The sequence below is a fragment of the Salipaludibacillus sp. HK11 genome (genome assembly GCF_047795645.1).
In the GTDB taxonomy this organism is placed as follows: Bacteria; Bacillota; Bacilli; order Bacillales; family Salisediminibacteriaceae; genus Salipaludibacillus.
On sequence record NZ_CP181045.1, the window covers coordinates 1,241,663 to 1,257,086 of the forward strand.

Sequence of the window (15,424 nt, forward strand, 5' to 3'; positions counted from 1 at the left end):
GAATACGGATATATGTGGATGTGTATAGATAAGTAGTGCTTAGAGCATTGAAGTTACTTATTTCTCTACTATAGTATGTATTACACGATATTTGAGAATTGAAATCGGCTAAAGCATTGCTATGAAAGGAAAAAATAAAAAAGGATCTCACGATTGAGATCCTTTTTATAGCGGTAATTAAACCAATTAATTGGATTTTGCTGACAATTTACTTCGTTTTTCATCTCGTTCACGTGTACTTTTATCAAGAATCTTTTTGCGTAAACGAATCGAAGTCGGCGTAACTTCACAATATTCATCGTCATTTAAGAACTCAAGAGCTTCTTCTAACGTTAATAATCTTGGTTTTTTCATTGTAACAGTGAAATCTTTATTAGCAGAACGAATATTTGTTTGAGCTTTCATTTTTGTGATGTTGACAGTGATGTCGTTATCACGCGTATGCTCACCAACAATCATACCTTCGTAAATATCAGTACCAGCTTCTACGAAAAGTGTCCCACGGTCTTCAACTTGCAACATACCGTAAGGAGTTGTTTTACCACTTTCCATGGATACGAGTACACCTTGTCTTCTACCGCCTACATACCCTTTTGCAACAGGCTGATAGCTATCAAATGTGTGGTTCAAAATACCATAGCCTTTCGTTTGCGCCATGAATTCTGTTGTATAACCAATTAGACCACGAGAAGGTACTAAGAAATCCATTCGAACCTGACCATCGCCTTTATTGATCATGTTCTTCATTTCACCTTTTCTCTCACCTAAAGATTCCATGACAGCTCCTGTATATTCTTCAGGAACATCGACTTGGCAACTCTCAAATGGTTCGCAGCTTTGTCCATCAATTTCACGAATAATAACTACTGGTTTGGAAACTTGGATTTCAAATCCTTCACGACGTAAATTTTCAATTAGAATGGAAAGGTGTAATTCACCACGACCAGAAACGGTCCAAACATCCGGTGAATTTGTATTTTCAACACGTAAACTAACGTCAGTTTCTACTTGAGTCATTAAGCGTGCTTGAATTTTTCTACTTGTAACATGATCACCTTCACGACCGGCAAAGGGGCTGTTGTTCACAACAAATGTCATTTGCAATGTAGGTTCATCAATACGAACAAGTTCCATCGGATCTTGATGGTCAACAGGGCAGATCGTTTCACCAACCATGATGTCATCAACACCTGCAATAGCAATCAAGTCTCCAGCTTTTGCTTCTTCTATTTCCAAACGTTTGAGACCAAGATAACCAAATAGCTTTGATACACGGAATTTTTTTACCGTTCCATCACGCTGGATAAGTGCAGCTTGATCCCCAACTTTGAGCGTTCCTCTAAATACACGCCCTACGCCTATTCGACCTAAATATTCATTGTAGTCAAGCATCGTTACTTGGAACTGAAATGGTTCATCTGAATTGTCGATTGGTGCTGCAACAGTTTCCATCACCGTATCAAAAACAATATTCATGTTATGTTTTTGTTTTTCAGGTTCAGGTTCTAGACTTGCAGTTCCATTAATAGCAGATGTATAAATGACAGGGAAGTTCAATTGATCTTCCTCTGCGCCAAGTTCAATAAATAAATCGAGAACTTCATCAATAACTTCCTCTGGACGAGCCATCGGACGGTCAATTTTATTAACAACAACGACAGGCGTTAGTTTTTGTTCTAAAGCTTTCTTAAGAACAAATCTTGTTTGCGGCATACATCCTTCAAAAGCATCAACAACTAAAAGAACACCATCTACCATCTTTAAAATTCGTTCTACTTCGCCACCAAAGTCAGCGTGACCAGGCGTATCCATGATATTAATGCGTGTTCCTTCATAATTAACAGCTGTGTTTTTAGCCAGAATTGTAATTCCGCGCTCTTTCTCAATGTCATTGTTATCCATCGCACGTTCACTTACTTGTTCATTTTCACGGTATGTTCCAGATTGTTTCAATAGTTCATCCACGAGAGTTGTTTTCCCATGGTCTACGTGGGCAATAATTGCAATGTTGCGTATATCTGTTCGTTTACTCATTAATAAAACGCTCCTGTTCTTGTGTAAAGTAGTTCAACTTTAGTATTATAACATAAATACAATCAAATTTCCTAATTTTTCTGTTTATATTTTTAATTTACGCGCATATAGTGTACGTCAGAAGAAAATCTTTTATACTGTAAGAACAGTTCACAGGTAATATCAAAAGAAATGGGGAAATATAATGAATGAATCGGTTATATCTATTAATAAATTGTATCCAGGGATGCAGTTGGAAAATGATTTGTACGACCAATTCAACAATCTACTGTATAATAGAGGAACAGTTCTAACAAACGAGCATTTAAAAGACTTAACTTTAAGTAAACAAGCATTTTTGAAGTACAATTTAGAGAATAATAATAATCAAGTTGACATATCTCCTCTACTTTTGAATATCAATGGATTTCTACGTAAGATTACATTTGTAGAAGAATGTGGCGTCGATTTAACTGATATGAAGAAGAATTATTATTTACCTAAATCTTTATTAGAGTCGGACTGGGAAATTCAGGCTTCATATGACTACATTAAAAAAATCAATTACAAATTTATCGAACTAGCAACAGAGGAATTAGAAAATCAAGATGATTCTCTGAAAAGCAATCTTGTATCATCTTGTGAAAAAATTGCTTTTTGGCTTAATGAGGTATTCTGGAGTCAACATTTTGAGCCACTTTCATTTTATCATTGGTGTTTAGATTGGATTGATGAACATACAAATGATATCTCTGTTTATTGGCAATCATATTTTGTACCATTTCCCGTCGAAGCGAATCTATTAATGAAGGATGGGAGTGAATGTGAAGTTGTTGAAGTTTCTTCTGTGCGTCCATTTACACCTTTATTACGGTTAGTTGGGAATGATAAGGGAATGACATATTTTGTCGAAGAACTATTTAATGAAGTCGAAAAAGTATATCCAATGAAACTCAATTATTCTTCAATGAAAACATTGGAATGAGATGAATTTTGACCATTATCATATTACAATTAAAAAGTCATGGCGGGGGAGAATCCACCATGACTTTTTAATTGTATTTATCAAAAACTATTTAATTTGCCCATTGCCATGGACAAGGTATTTTGTTGTTGTTAGCGCCTCGAGTCCCATTGGTCCTCGTGCGTGTAATTTCTGTGTACTGATTCCAATCTCCGCACCAAAGCCAAATTCAAATCCATCTGTGAATCGAGTAGATGCATTGTGATATACCGTTGACGAATCGATACTATTTAAGAAAAGTTCAGTATTTGCAGGGTTTTCAGACAAGATTGATTCAGAGTGATTTGTTCCATATAATTTTATGTGTTCAATTGCTTCTTCTACAGACGAAACTATCTTCACTGCAAGTGTCAGGTCTAGAAATTCCGCATGCCAATCGGAATCAACTGCCGCTTCAATCCGTTTATCACGATTCACGGAATTTGCATCTCCTTTAAGAGTAACCTGATATTTCTCTAATTCATCTGTTAGTTCTGCTAAATGATTGTCCGCCCATTTTTCATGAACAAGAATCGTCTCACAAGCATTACACACAGACGGACGTTGCGTTTTTGCATTTACAATAATCGACAATGCCATCTGCTTTTTAGCTGACTCATCCACATAAATATGACAATTTCCAGCACCTGTTTCCAGTACAGGGACACGAGAGTTCTCCACAACAGTATCAATTAACTTCTTACCGCCTCTAGGAATTAAAACATCAATCAAATCCTTGCGGTGATACAAATCCTTTACCTTCTCACGATCTGGTTCTTCTATTAATTGGACTGTTTCACTAGGTATTGCCGTAGTGTCTAATGCCGATTTAATAACGGAAACAATTGCTTTGTTTGAGTGAATAGTAGAGGTGCTTCCACGTAATAAAATTGCATTCCCAGTTTTTAGTGAGAGACTAACAGCATCTACAGTCACATTTGGCCTTGCTTCATAAATAATTCCAATTACGCCGAGTGGAACAGTGATTTTCTTGATCTCTAATTCATTTGGACGGGTAGTTTGCCATTGAATTTTCCCGATTGGATCGTCTAATTTGGCTAGCAATCGAATAGCGCCCACCATATCTTCAATTCGATCATGTGTGAGCGTTAGTCGATCCATTAATGCCTTTGAAGTACCTTTTTTCTCAGCCATTTGTAAATCTTTCTTGTTTTCAGTTACTAGTTCTTCTGCTTTTTCAGAAAGCATGTCAGCAATACTTAGTAATGCCTGATTCTTTTGATCTGACGTTAGCTGTGCCATGGTTGTCGTCTGTTCTTTTGCAATCGTAGCTTTCTCAATGACTTCGTTACTCATCTCGATCTCCTCCATTCGCATCTTTTATTGCATTGATATCCAATAGTCACGATGAATTGCTTCAGCAGGTTTACTTTTAGCTAATTTATCAGCGTTGTGAAGCATCATCTCTAATTGACTCGCATGATAATTCACTTTACCTTTACCAATTATTTGACCTCTTTCATTTAACACTTCTACAACATCATTTTTCATAAAATCTCCATTTAAAGAAGTTATGCCAACAGGTAAGATGCTTTTTCCTTGTTTCAATACAGCGGTTTCTGCTCCTTTATCTAAAGTCATTTGTCCTTTTGAAGAAGAATGGTAAGCAATCCACTGTTTTTTATTTTTCATGATTCTATGTTCGGAGGGGGAGAGATACGTGCCATTCCCATGACCATCCAAGATGTCAAATAACATGTTCGAATCATCGCCTTTACCAATAAAAACATCAACGCCCATAGAAAGTGCTGTTTTTGCGGCATGGAGTTTTGATAACATGCCTCCTGTTCCAACTTTAGAAGAGGAACCTTGCGCTTTTTCGAAAAGGTCATCCGTAATTTCTGACAAAAAAGGAAACTTACGAGCTTGCGGGTTTGTTACTGGGTTGCTGTCATAAATTCCATCAATATCTGTTAGGATGAATAAGTGGTCCGCATGTAAAAACCCGCTGACTAAAGCAGAAAGCATATCGTTGTCTCCGAAAGTTAATTCTTCAATGACAGTTGAATCATTTTCATTAATGATCGGAATGACATGACGTTTAAGAAGTTCCTTTAATGTATTCGAAGCATTCTCATACTGAACTTCTTGCAGAAAATCTTGTCTAGTTAACAATAGTTGTGCAGTAATTAGCCCTTTTTCGTGAAATGCTTCTGCATAACCTTGCATCAGTAAACTTTGCCCGACAGCAGCTGCAGCTTGTTTTCCAGAGACCGTCACTGGGCGAGTGGGATAACCTATTGATCTGAATCCGGCTGCTACTGCTCCAGAGGAAATAAGAATTACTTCATGGCCATTGGTTTTGAAGGAAGCAATTGCTTCTACAAATTTTCTTAATTTCGCAACAGACAATTGACCGTCCTTTTCCGTTAATGAACTGCTGCCAATTTTAACAACGACTCTTTTTTTTGACACATTTTCCCTCTCCTTACTTAACAGCATTTATTAACATTAGAAAAACTTTGCTTGTCGCCATGTCCTTCATGGCGTGATAACATTCTTAAAGTATAAAAAAAGCCCCCATCCTTCATTAATGAAAGGACGAAAGCATTGGCTCCGCGGTACCACCTTTGTTGACACAGGTAAATGTGCCCACTTAATTCTCTTAACGAGAGATACGTGCTTCTAATATCAATGAGCAGGTTCAATAATTGTTACCAATGGAATTTTTCAGCCGATGAATTCCAATCTCTACTGGCACAGGATTACTTACTATTCTCAAATGGAAGCAGATAATATATACAAAGAAAAAATGAGTTAACTTTTAATAATTATCTGACACTACAAATCTTATGTCAAGAAAAACTTAACCAATTATCTTACTATGGCGGCGACGTTCCTGAAATAATTGAGCATTTAATTTATTAAAGATTGTAATGGGGCAGGAATTCTACCACCACGCTGAATGAGTTTTTCTGAACTAAATGGATTGACGCCCATAACTGGCGCTCTCCCAAGTAATCCGCCAAATTCAACCATCTCGCCTTCTTGCTTACCTGGCACTGGAATGACTCGAACCGCAGTTGTTTTCTTGTTAATCATCCCAATTGCCATTTCATCTGCAATTAAACCTGATAATGTGGCAGGGGAGACTTCGCCAGTAAGAGCAATCATATCTAATCCAACAGAGCACACACAGGTCATCGCTTCAAGTTTTGACAAACTCAAGGAGTTATCCTCAATTCCTCGGATCATCCCGTTATCTTCACTAACAGGGATAAATGCCCCACTCAATCCACCGACATATGAACTTGCCATAGCCCCTCCTTTTTTTACAGCATCATTCATAAGCGCCAAAGCTGCAATTGTTCCATGAGTCCCTACACGTTCAAGACCGATTTCCTCTAAAATTTCAGCTACACTGTCATTTAGTGCATTTGTTGGTGCTAACGAAAGATCCATAATTCCAAAAGGTATATTAAGCCGCTCCGCAACAACGCGACCAATCATTTCACCTGCGCGAGTTATTTTAAAAACCGTTCGTTTAATTACTTCTGATATTTCACCGAGATCTGCATGTTGATGTCGTTTCAACGCATTTAATACTACTCCAGGCCCGCTAACACCTACGTTTATAACCGCTTCACCTTCACCAGTTCCGTGAAACGCACCAGCCATAAACGGATTATCTTCAACTGGATTACAGAATACGACAAGCTTCGCACAGGCGATCCCATTAGAATCCTTTGTTCTCTCAGACGCTTCTTTCACAATCTCTCCCATAAGTTTCACAGCATCCATGTTGATTCCAGTTCTCGTTGTAGCAACAGAAACCGAAGCACAGACTCTTTCCGTGCCACTTAATGCTTCAGGGAGAGCATCTAACAATATTTGGTCACCTTTTGTAATTCCTTTATGTACGAGTGCAGAAAATCCACCGATAAAATCAACACCTAAATATTTCGCTGCACGGTCTAGTGTTTTCGCAAGTTCAATCGCTTCTTCTTTCGTTGCATGGCCTAAAAGTTCAGCTGCAGGAGTAATTGAGATTCTTTTGTTTATGATTGGTATCCCATATTCTTTCTCCACTTGTTCCGAAACCTTTCGAAGTTCCCCAGCATAATCAGTAATTTTTGAATAGACCCGTTCATTCATTTTCTTGAAATCAGGATCGACGCAATCTTTCAAACTAATCCCCATTGTTACAGTTCTAATATCTAGACTTTCCATTTGAACCATTCGAATTGTTTCTTGTATTTCAGTAAAAGCAATGTTCATTATTATTTCTCTCCTTTAAATTCGATGCATCGTTTGAAAGATATCTTCAAGTTGAATGTCAATTTTTAACCCGAGTTCTTTGCTTACGTCATCAAAGTCTTGATGTAATTTGTCAAGATCTTTTGCTTCAGAAACATCTATTAGCATCATCATCGTAAAAAAGTCTTGGAGGATCGTTTGACTAATATCCAACACATTCATATGATTTTCTGATAGGACAGTTGTCACTTTAGCAATAATACCGACTTGATCTTTCCCTACGACACTAACTACAGCTCTTTTTTGTTTCATTTCCGTCACCCCGTGTATAAAATAGTTTTTCATCTTCCTAATATGTTTCTTCTTTTTGATAATTTGTAGAAACGTGAAACTTAAGTGGAGCAGAATATTGCGCTATAAATCATTAGAAAAACTTGGCTTGTCTCTAAGACCTTCATGGAGAAAGCCTTAGATTATATTGTACTTTGATCATTTAGCGAAGTTAAACATTTTTAAAGTATAAAAAAAGATCGGAGCGTCTCCAATCTCTATGGGTCAATGAAATAACAACATCTATAGAAATGTTGTCACCTTCTGTCCTTTTGCCTGAGATTGTGAATAGGGTGATACTATCAGTTTTTGTGATTTCAGTCAATCGTTTCGTGAAATAAGTCACAATATGAAAAACAGATATTATAATGGATGTCCAGATTATAACATGGTATTATGTTTCTACATGAAGGTATAGTCAAAGGATGGTCGTTTTGTTTAATATAATTATCCGGTTTTTAATGCTGATTATCATTATATTAGTGGGGTTGTTTATTTACGTGTATTATTCAATGGATTCAGATATATCGACAACGTGGGAATTTCATGAAAGTGCAGATGAAGCGGGATGGAATCCTGAAGCTCTTGAACAAGCTAGAAGATATTATAACTCAATTAATTCAACAGCAGCTTTGGTTATATATGAAGGGAAAATTTTGTTTGAATGGGGAGACGTAACGAAAAGTACAAATGCTCATTCGATTAGAAAAAGTTTTTTGAGTGCACTTATCGGCATCGAGATAGAAAATGGAACATTTAGTCTAGATAATACATTAGAAGATTTTGAGATAGATGATCATCCGCCTTTAAATGCCTTGGAAAGGCAAGCTCAACTTTTCCATCTGCTTACATCTACATCTGGTGTATACTTGGCTGCCGGCGAAGAGTCATGGGGGATGAGGAGAGCAAGGCCTAACCGGGGGGCTCATTTACCTGGAGATTTTTATTATTATAATAATTGGGATTTTAACGTTTTGGGGAGTATTTACAATAATCAAACAGAACGTGATTTGTTTGAGGATTTCCAATCAAAAATTGCAGAGCCTTTAGGGATGGAACAATTTCAGCTTAGTCATACACATTATAAATTTGAAAACCGCCGCTCTCAACATCCATCTTATTTATTTCGTATGTCTGCTCGGGATTTTGCTCGATTTGGACAACTTTATTTACAAGAAGGAGAATGGGAAGGAGAACAAATTGTTCCAAAACAATGGATAAAAGATAGTACAACGGATCACGTAGAAGTTCCTTCTAATAACTTATTTGATTATGGTTATTTATGGTGGGTTACAACAGAAGCTCCATTTAGTGATTTGCGCATGTATTCTTCAGTCGGTCGTTACGGGCAATCAATCGACATTATTCCAGAGTTAGATCTTGTCTTCGTCAATCGAGTAGACTCAAACAGGATGACATTCGGTATCACTAGAAGCAGTGTGAACCAATTACAGAGATTGCAACTTTTGCAGTTAATACTAGATGCAAAGCGCTCTGAGTGATAGCAGTATAATAATTACACGTCAAAAGAGGTTGTCCCAAAGCTAACACTTTGGGACAACCTCTTTATAATTTGTACGGAGCACCTATTTTACCAATAACTAAATAACCGTATTTCCATTTGTTCAACAAAAAAATTGTTAAAATAGAACTAAGTGTACTGAAAACAAATAGAAGCATGATGTAGGTAACACCAATATCAATTGGGTACAAACGGAAAATAAAATCAGCCAAGAAAATATAAAAGTAGTGTAACAAATAAATACCAAATGAATATTGACTAATAAACACAAGCAACCTTGGTGGGCTACTTATTTTCGTTGTTACATAAAATAAAAATAAACTAAACATTGTTGTATGAAGAAGGATATCCGTTCTTTTGGAACTATGAACTTGTAATATACCAGAGTGATACAAATATAGTAATAGGATACTTGTTAATAATGGACCTATAATAATTAGATATCGAAATTTTTCTAACGAACGAATAAAAGATTCATAGTATAACCCCGCATAATAGCCTAATGCAAAGTAGAATATCCACCCGAATAAAGGAATCCAATAAAATCTTTCCCAAATATACGTAGAATAAGGAATTACATCAGGAGGGGAAGTAAAGTTAAAAAAGATTAGATAAGAAGCGTTGATAACCAATGCACTTGTCAGTACTAACTTTGGCGAAAGTAACTTTAAGTAACGATGAAAATAATAATGAAATAAGTAAAATTGAAAAATGATTAAAATAAAATAGCCATGATAATCTCCAACAAATACATTCAAAAGAAGTTTAATCGACCATGTATCAATGCCATCTGTGATAAATGGTATCGAGTAAAATAAAGCCATTACAAAATAGGGGATTAATATAAATCGGATTCTTTTAGTTAGAAAGTTCTCTGGAAGTTTCCGACCACGATAAGAGTAAGCTATAAGAAACTCAGATATAAAAATAAACATCGGTGTACCATAATACAAAATCATTTGTACAGAATCAAAAATAATTGCTGCAAGCTCACCCATCTCACGGATCGGTAATGTGCTTAGTGCAATAAATATGCTATGAAGAAGTACAATACTTAAACAACCTATACTCCTCAAAACAAATATTTCTTTAATCATACCTTGGTTTTTCATCATTTAACCCCACCAGTTCTTAATATGTATAAATCGAAGCATCAGTCACTTAGATTTTCGCTTGTCCTATATTCACTGATTTAACGTAGAAGGAGTGAGTTTGACCCTTGCTATATAAACAAATAAACACAAGAGTTTTTGATTAGCAAACTCATACCATTATTTCACTTAAAATTCCGTAAATGAACTCAATCATACATTTTATCACGACAAATGGTATTCATCGACGTATTAAAGGTCAATAAACTTTGTAAAAGTATGTAAATGACTTTACTCTAGTTTAGATAAGGGAGAAAACTAGACTATGATGAAAAGTTACTCCTAAGGCAAGCGAGAAAGTTTTTCAATAGCAACATTAGATTTAAAGCACGTATTATTTAAAAATCATATTGATAGTTTGCAAATGGATTAAGAAGTTAACTCTATTGTAAGGTTTTCCATTTAAAGTAGGTTGGCTGTTGTTAAGTATTGCATATGTAGTGAACCATTGGACTTACATAGCAAAATCAAAAGAAAGTATCGTGTTTATTAACAATTAAGTTATTTTTGGTACTGTTAAACAAAAATGTCATGCTAATTATCTTTTATTTCAATATTAAAATTGTTCCAATCTATTTTACTAGTACAATACTTAACCAATGGCATCAATATGTTATAGCATTTATCGACTGAGAAACTAGAAAACGGTTACATCATTTATTGTGTTAGATTTTCTTACAAATTCGTTGTTTCTAAATTTTCAGTCTGTATACTGAGGTTTATGATCAGTTGGCAAATAAACTGACACAAATTATTGAGGAGAGTGATTAGTAATGGATGAGATCTTTTTACTTAACAACGTTTGGATTATTATTTGTTTTACATTGGTATTATTAATGCAAGGTGGCTTCATTCTCCTTGAAGCAGGTTCAACGAGAATGAAAAATGCCGGTCACGTTGCCGGAAAAACTATTTTCACTGTTGGTATTGCTTCCATAGTATTTTGGGCAGTAGGGTACGGATTTATTTACGGAGAAGGAAATGCCTTCATTGGATTGTCAGATTTCTTTTACGGAGATTTCGAATCTCAGGTTGACGGCTTGGCTGGATCTGTTGATTTTATTTTCCAATTAGCATTTGCTGCTATTGCATTAACAATTGCTTTTGGCGGATTTGCAGAAAGAGCAAAACTTTCAGCTTACATTATCTTCGCAGTTCTGTTTTCAGCACTTATATATCCAATTGTTGCTCACTGGATTTGGGGTGGAGGTTGGTTGTCAGAGCTTGGTAAACAAGACTTTGCAGGTTCAACCGTTGTTCACTTAACTGGGGCTATGGCTGCATTAGCTGCTACGATTATTTTGAAGCCTCGAATTGGTAAGTATAATAAAGATGGTTCTTCAAATGATTTAGCTGGTCACAACCAAGTTTACACAGCTTTAGGTGTTTTAATCTTATGGGTTGGTTGGTTCGGTTTCAATGGTGGTAGTACATTAGGAGCTGAAGGTGCTTTCTTTGGTTATGTTGCAATTACTACACACCTCGCTGCAGCTGCAGGTGCTGTCGCAGCAATGTTTATTGTATCTTTAATGACTGGAAAAGCAGATATCCCTACTATGTTAAATGGGGCATTAGCTGGTTTAGTTGCAATTACAGCCTCAACTGCATTTGTTGCTCCATGGGCCGCAGTAATTATTGGTATCATTGCAGGACTCATTGTTCACTTCAGTATGATTTTCTTTGATAAAGCGAAAATTGATGATCCAATCTTTGCATTATCTGTTCATGGTGTTGCTGGTGTTTGGGGTACATTATCAACTGGTTTCTTCGCTACAGTAGAATTAGCAGAAATGAACGGTGGTTCGCCAGGACTTTTCTACGGCGGCGGGCTTGGACAGTTAGGAGTTCAAGCACTTGGTGTAACTGCTTCTGGTATATTCGCCTTTGTTATGGCCTTCATCATCTTGAAGATTATGGATAAAGTTATACCTGGTGGTATCCGCGTAACAGAAGAAGAAGAAATTGTTGGTCTTGATTTAAGTGAACACGGAAGTTACGGATATCCTGAAAACATTAAAGCAGACGACAAAAGTAAACAAACAGGTGCTTAATGGAATCTTTTGTAGGCTCTCACATTCAGATTGATAGAGATATAACGTCCTATGAACAATTAAGAACGTGGAGAGAAGAAAAAATAAATGAAGCGATAAAAAATCATCAATTGCTTAATACATTTCATGACGAATTAATGTCAAAAGTCGTTATGTTATCAATTAAAAAGCTAGAAACTGAGCAGGGAATTGTTCCTGCTCGTTTCGCTTTTATCGTTATGGGAAGCGCAGGCCGATTTGAACAATCTATCTGGAGCGACCAAGATCACGGCATTATTTATGAAGGAAACGCAACGCACGATGATTATTTTTTATCACTTGGGGCAGAAATCGTAAAAGGGTTAAGCGTATGTGGTTATGAGGAATGTGAAGGCAAAGTTATGGCAAACAATCCATTATGGTGCCTCTCAAGTGATTCATGGCAACAACAGCTAACAGAGTGGTTAGAAGAAGAGACTTGGGAAAGTTTACGAAATACCTCAATATTTTTTGATTCTCGTGTTCTTATTGGAACCCAGTCACTAATGGAAAGTCAAAAACAAATGATATTCGATACTATCTCTAATAAACCTCACCTTTTAAATAGAATGGTTGATAACGTGCAAAATTCTAAAAAAGGAATCGGATGGTTCGGTCAGTTATTACCAATTCAAAAAGGTAAGCATAAAGGGATGTTAGATTTTAAAGAGACCGTATTGTTTCCGTTTGCCAATGCGATGAGGCTATTAGCGTATCAAAAAAACATGTCAGCTTCACCTACAGTAGATAGATTTAAATATATCGTACCTTTAGATCAAGATTATAAAAAATATCAAACTACCTTTCATAAAGCACTAGAATTCCGCCTTTTAAAGACAGATATCTCTAAATCTTATGAATCTATTCATTTCATTCAATTAACCAACCTTACAAAAACTGAAAAGCAAGAAATGAAAAGTTGGATAAAAGAAGGGGATTCACTGATGAAAAAAGTGACGCAAAACATTAGACAATCAGATAGGAAAGAGGATATCACATGAATCCGATGGGTCAATGGTTTAAACAACTATCAGGAATGGTCAGTTCAAATAACTACGCAGGTCAAATGAGTGAGAGGGATCCCGCTAAGATTGCTTATCTTCGTAGACTGCAAAAATCTATGAAGCAACAAGATCATCTTCACATTCCATTTTCCGATTTAACTGTTGTGGTTTTTGATATTGAAACGACTGGCTTTTATCCGCAAAAAGGTGATCGTATTCTTTCCATCGGTGCCACAAAAGTGAATGGTAATAAAATTTCTGAAGAGGAGCCGTTCTACTCACTTATAAATACGACAGAACCTCTTTCTGAAACTGTTCGTGATATTACAGGAATCACTTCTAAAGAATTAATAGATGCTCCTCCTGTCGAGGAAGTGCTCATGGATTTTTTCAAATATATCAATCAGCATACACTTGTAGCACATCACGCGAGTCATGAGAAACAATTCATGCAACACGCATCTTGGTCCGTATTCAAAACGAGGTTTGATTACCGGATATTAGATACTTCTTTTTTAACGAAGTTGATTGAACCTATGAGTCACTTGATTACTCTTGAAGAGTGTTGTGATTACTATGAAATTGATACAACTAATCGGCATCATGCCCTACATGATGCAACAATGACGGCTGAAATGTGGTGTCAATGTGTCGATAAAATTGAAGAGCTAGGTTTCACTTGTTTAAAAGATGTTTATGCTCACTTAGCTAGCTTAAGATAAAATCCGTGCCCTCATTATTAGGTCACGGGTTTTTTATCATTTCTTTTAGAATCTTGTCTGTTTCAAGGAGTGAAAAAGCCTTATCACGATACACTTTTTCATGCAGATAAGTATATCGATCAGGTTTGATTGAAGGAGCGATTTCAATAGCATGAATAAATTCATTTTTATTAAAAGGAGTTTTCTTTACCAATTCAATAAACCCTGTTCTAGTAAAGACTTTAACCATTCTATCAACTCGATGTTCATGTACAAGAGACATCAAATACGTACATACGCCAACTTGAACGCCGTGCATCTGTGGGTTTATAGCCGTTTTATCAAGCGCATGAGAGATCATATGTTCCGATCCACTAATAGGAGCACTGTTACCACTTATCGCTGTCGATATTCCACCCATTGTCAATGAACTCATTAATTCCTTTAAAAATATCGGATCACGTAAATCATCCATTGGTGTTCGAATAAAGCTATTCACCGCTTTTTTACTTAGCATCGCTGCAAAGGCATTGACTTGGCTACGCTGGTGGTTCTCCTCAAATGACCAGTCATGAAGAGCAGTGATATTCGACATAAGGTCACCAATTCCAGCGAAAATAAACTTAGGTGGAGCAGTTTGAATAATTGATAAATCTGCAATAATACCAAATGGAATTTTAGCTGGAACAGTCGTTTTCTTACCATTTACGTAAAGAGAACAATTACTACTAGCAAATCCATCGTTGGATGGGGAAGTAGGGATGCTTATAAAAGGGCTTCTTCTAGAGAAAGCAATGTATTTACCAAAGTCAATAATTGATCCTCCTCCCATGGCTATTACAGCATCGTAGCGGTCCATTTGAAATGTAATATCAATGAGCTGATTAATATCAGTCGATCCATCTAACGTCAAACAATCCACCGTTGGCCGTGTCAGGTTTAATACGATTTGATTTTGATAATGCTCTGAAGAAAAGGAGTCAAATAACATCACTACTTTTTGAAAGTTATGTTTTATTAATATGTTCTCTAAGCGATCTAATGCACCGTTGTCAATTTCTAAAATATCAGGAATTTGAACACTCATACCTTGATTAGCCATATGCCACCACCTTTTAATATGATACAATTTCAATATGCTATAATCTCACAGACGTCTTATAGAAGTACGGTTTGTTATGGATGTTCTCCTCTTAGCATTTTCGCACATTTCACGAAAATAAGGGACATTTATATCTTTTTTACACAAACTTTGATTCTTCTATAGTTCTAAATGAATATTGCACCTCCAAACGTGCGTTCCACAATTTCCATAATATCAAAAAAAGCAAGGGGAATCCTAGTAATACTCCTACTTATAGAGCGAAAAAATGTTATACAATTCTTAAAGTCGCTAAACTTTTTCAATAACCG

General features: G+C 36.2%; 12 protein-coding genes. 5 read left to right on the top strand and 7 right to left on the bottom strand.

Going from position 1 to position 15,424, the window contains the following annotated elements:
* Positions 1-186 precede the first annotated feature (186 nt).
* Positions 187-2,034 carry a translational GTPase TypA gene (typA, locus tag ACM26V_RS06185; RefSeq protein WP_416150557.1) on the bottom strand — a complete coding sequence of 616 codons (1,848 nt, stop codon included), beginning with the start codon at positions 2,032-2,034 and terminating at the stop codon, positions 187-189.
* Between the two features lie 184 nt (positions 2,035-2,218).
* On the opposite strand from typA, the gene ACM26V_RS06190 reads away from it, so the two are divergent.
* Positions 2,219-2,998: a hypothetical protein gene (locus tag ACM26V_RS06190; protein ID WP_416150558.1), complete on the top strand. Its 780-nt coding sequence runs from the start codon at positions 2,219-2,221 to the stop codon at positions 2,996-2,998.
* Positions 2,999-3,085: 87 nt separating this feature from the next.
* On the opposite strand, the gene ACM26V_RS06195 is transcribed toward ACM26V_RS06190, so the two are convergent.
* The 4 genes from ACM26V_RS06195 to ACM26V_RS06210 all read right to left on the bottom strand — a co-directional run bounded on the left by ACM26V_RS06195 (position 3,086) and on the right by ACM26V_RS06210 (position 7,546).
* Entirely contained in the window at positions 3,086-4,333 is a 1,248-nt protein-coding gene (locus tag ACM26V_RS06195; protein ID WP_416150559.1) for a glutamate-5-semialdehyde dehydrogenase, read from the bottom strand.
* 24 nt (positions 4,334-4,357) lie between these two features.
* On the bottom strand, positions 4,358-5,452 hold the full coding sequence (gene proB, locus ACM26V_RS06200) for a glutamate 5-kinase (protein WP_416150560.1): 1,095 nt from the start codon (positions 5,450-5,452) through the stop codon (positions 4,358-4,360).
* A 441-nt stretch (positions 5,453-5,893) separates the two neighbouring features.
* Positions 5,894-7,255 (bottom strand): PFL family protein, encoded by a 1,362-nt coding sequence (locus ACM26V_RS06205; protein WP_416150561.1) that lies wholly within the window; start codon positions 7,253-7,255, stop codon positions 5,894-5,896.
* Positions 7,256-7,270: 15 nt separating this feature from the next.
* Positions 7,271-7,546 carry an ACT domain-containing protein gene (locus ACM26V_RS06210; protein ID WP_416150562.1) on the bottom strand — a complete coding sequence of 92 codons (276 nt, stop codon included), beginning with the start codon at positions 7,544-7,546 and terminating at the stop codon, positions 7,271-7,273.
* Between the two features lie 530 nt (positions 7,547-8,076).
* On the opposite strand from ACM26V_RS06210, the gene ACM26V_RS06215 reads away from it, so the two are divergent.
* Positions 8,077-9,066 (top strand): serine hydrolase domain-containing protein, encoded by a 990-nt coding sequence (locus tag ACM26V_RS06215; RefSeq protein ID WP_416150563.1) that lies wholly within the window; start codon positions 8,077-8,079, stop codon positions 9,064-9,066.
* 64 nt (positions 9,067-9,130) lie between these two features.
* Here ACM26V_RS06215 and ACM26V_RS06220 read toward each other — a convergent pair whose 3' ends face one another.
* Positions 9,131-10,201, bottom strand: a complete 1,071-nt coding sequence (locus ACM26V_RS06220) for an acyltransferase family protein (protein WP_416150564.1) — start codon at positions 10,199-10,201, stop codon at positions 9,131-9,133.
* Between the two features lie 809 nt (positions 10,202-11,010).
* Here ACM26V_RS06220 and ACM26V_RS06225 point away from each other — a divergent pair.
* From ACM26V_RS06225 to ACM26V_RS06235, 3 genes are read left to right on the top strand one after another with little or no spacing between them, the layout of a single operon-like run.
* Entirely contained in the window at positions 11,011-12,288 is a 1,278-nt protein-coding gene (locus ACM26V_RS06225; protein ID WP_416150565.1) for an ammonium transporter, read from the top strand.
* Entirely contained in the window at positions 12,288-13,307 is a 1,020-nt protein-coding gene (locus ACM26V_RS06230; protein WP_416150566.1) for a DUF294 nucleotidyltransferase-like domain-containing protein, read from the top strand. The genes ACM26V_RS06225 and ACM26V_RS06230 overlap by 1 nt, the downstream gene beginning before the upstream one ends.
* On the top strand, positions 13,304-14,032 hold the full coding sequence (locus ACM26V_RS06235) for an exonuclease domain-containing protein (RefSeq protein WP_416150567.1): 729 nt from the start codon (positions 13,304-13,306) through the stop codon (positions 14,030-14,032). Before ACM26V_RS06230 ends, ACM26V_RS06235 begins: the two co-directional genes overlap by 4 nt.
* 22 nt (positions 14,033-14,054) lie before the next feature.
* On the opposite strand, the gene ACM26V_RS06240 is transcribed toward ACM26V_RS06235, so the two are convergent.
* Complete coding sequence (locus ACM26V_RS06240; RefSeq protein ID WP_416150568.1) at positions 14,055-15,113, bottom strand: iron-containing alcohol dehydrogenase family protein; 1,059 nt, start codon at positions 15,111-15,113, stop codon at positions 14,055-14,057.
* Positions 15,114-15,424: the final 311 nt, after the last annotated feature.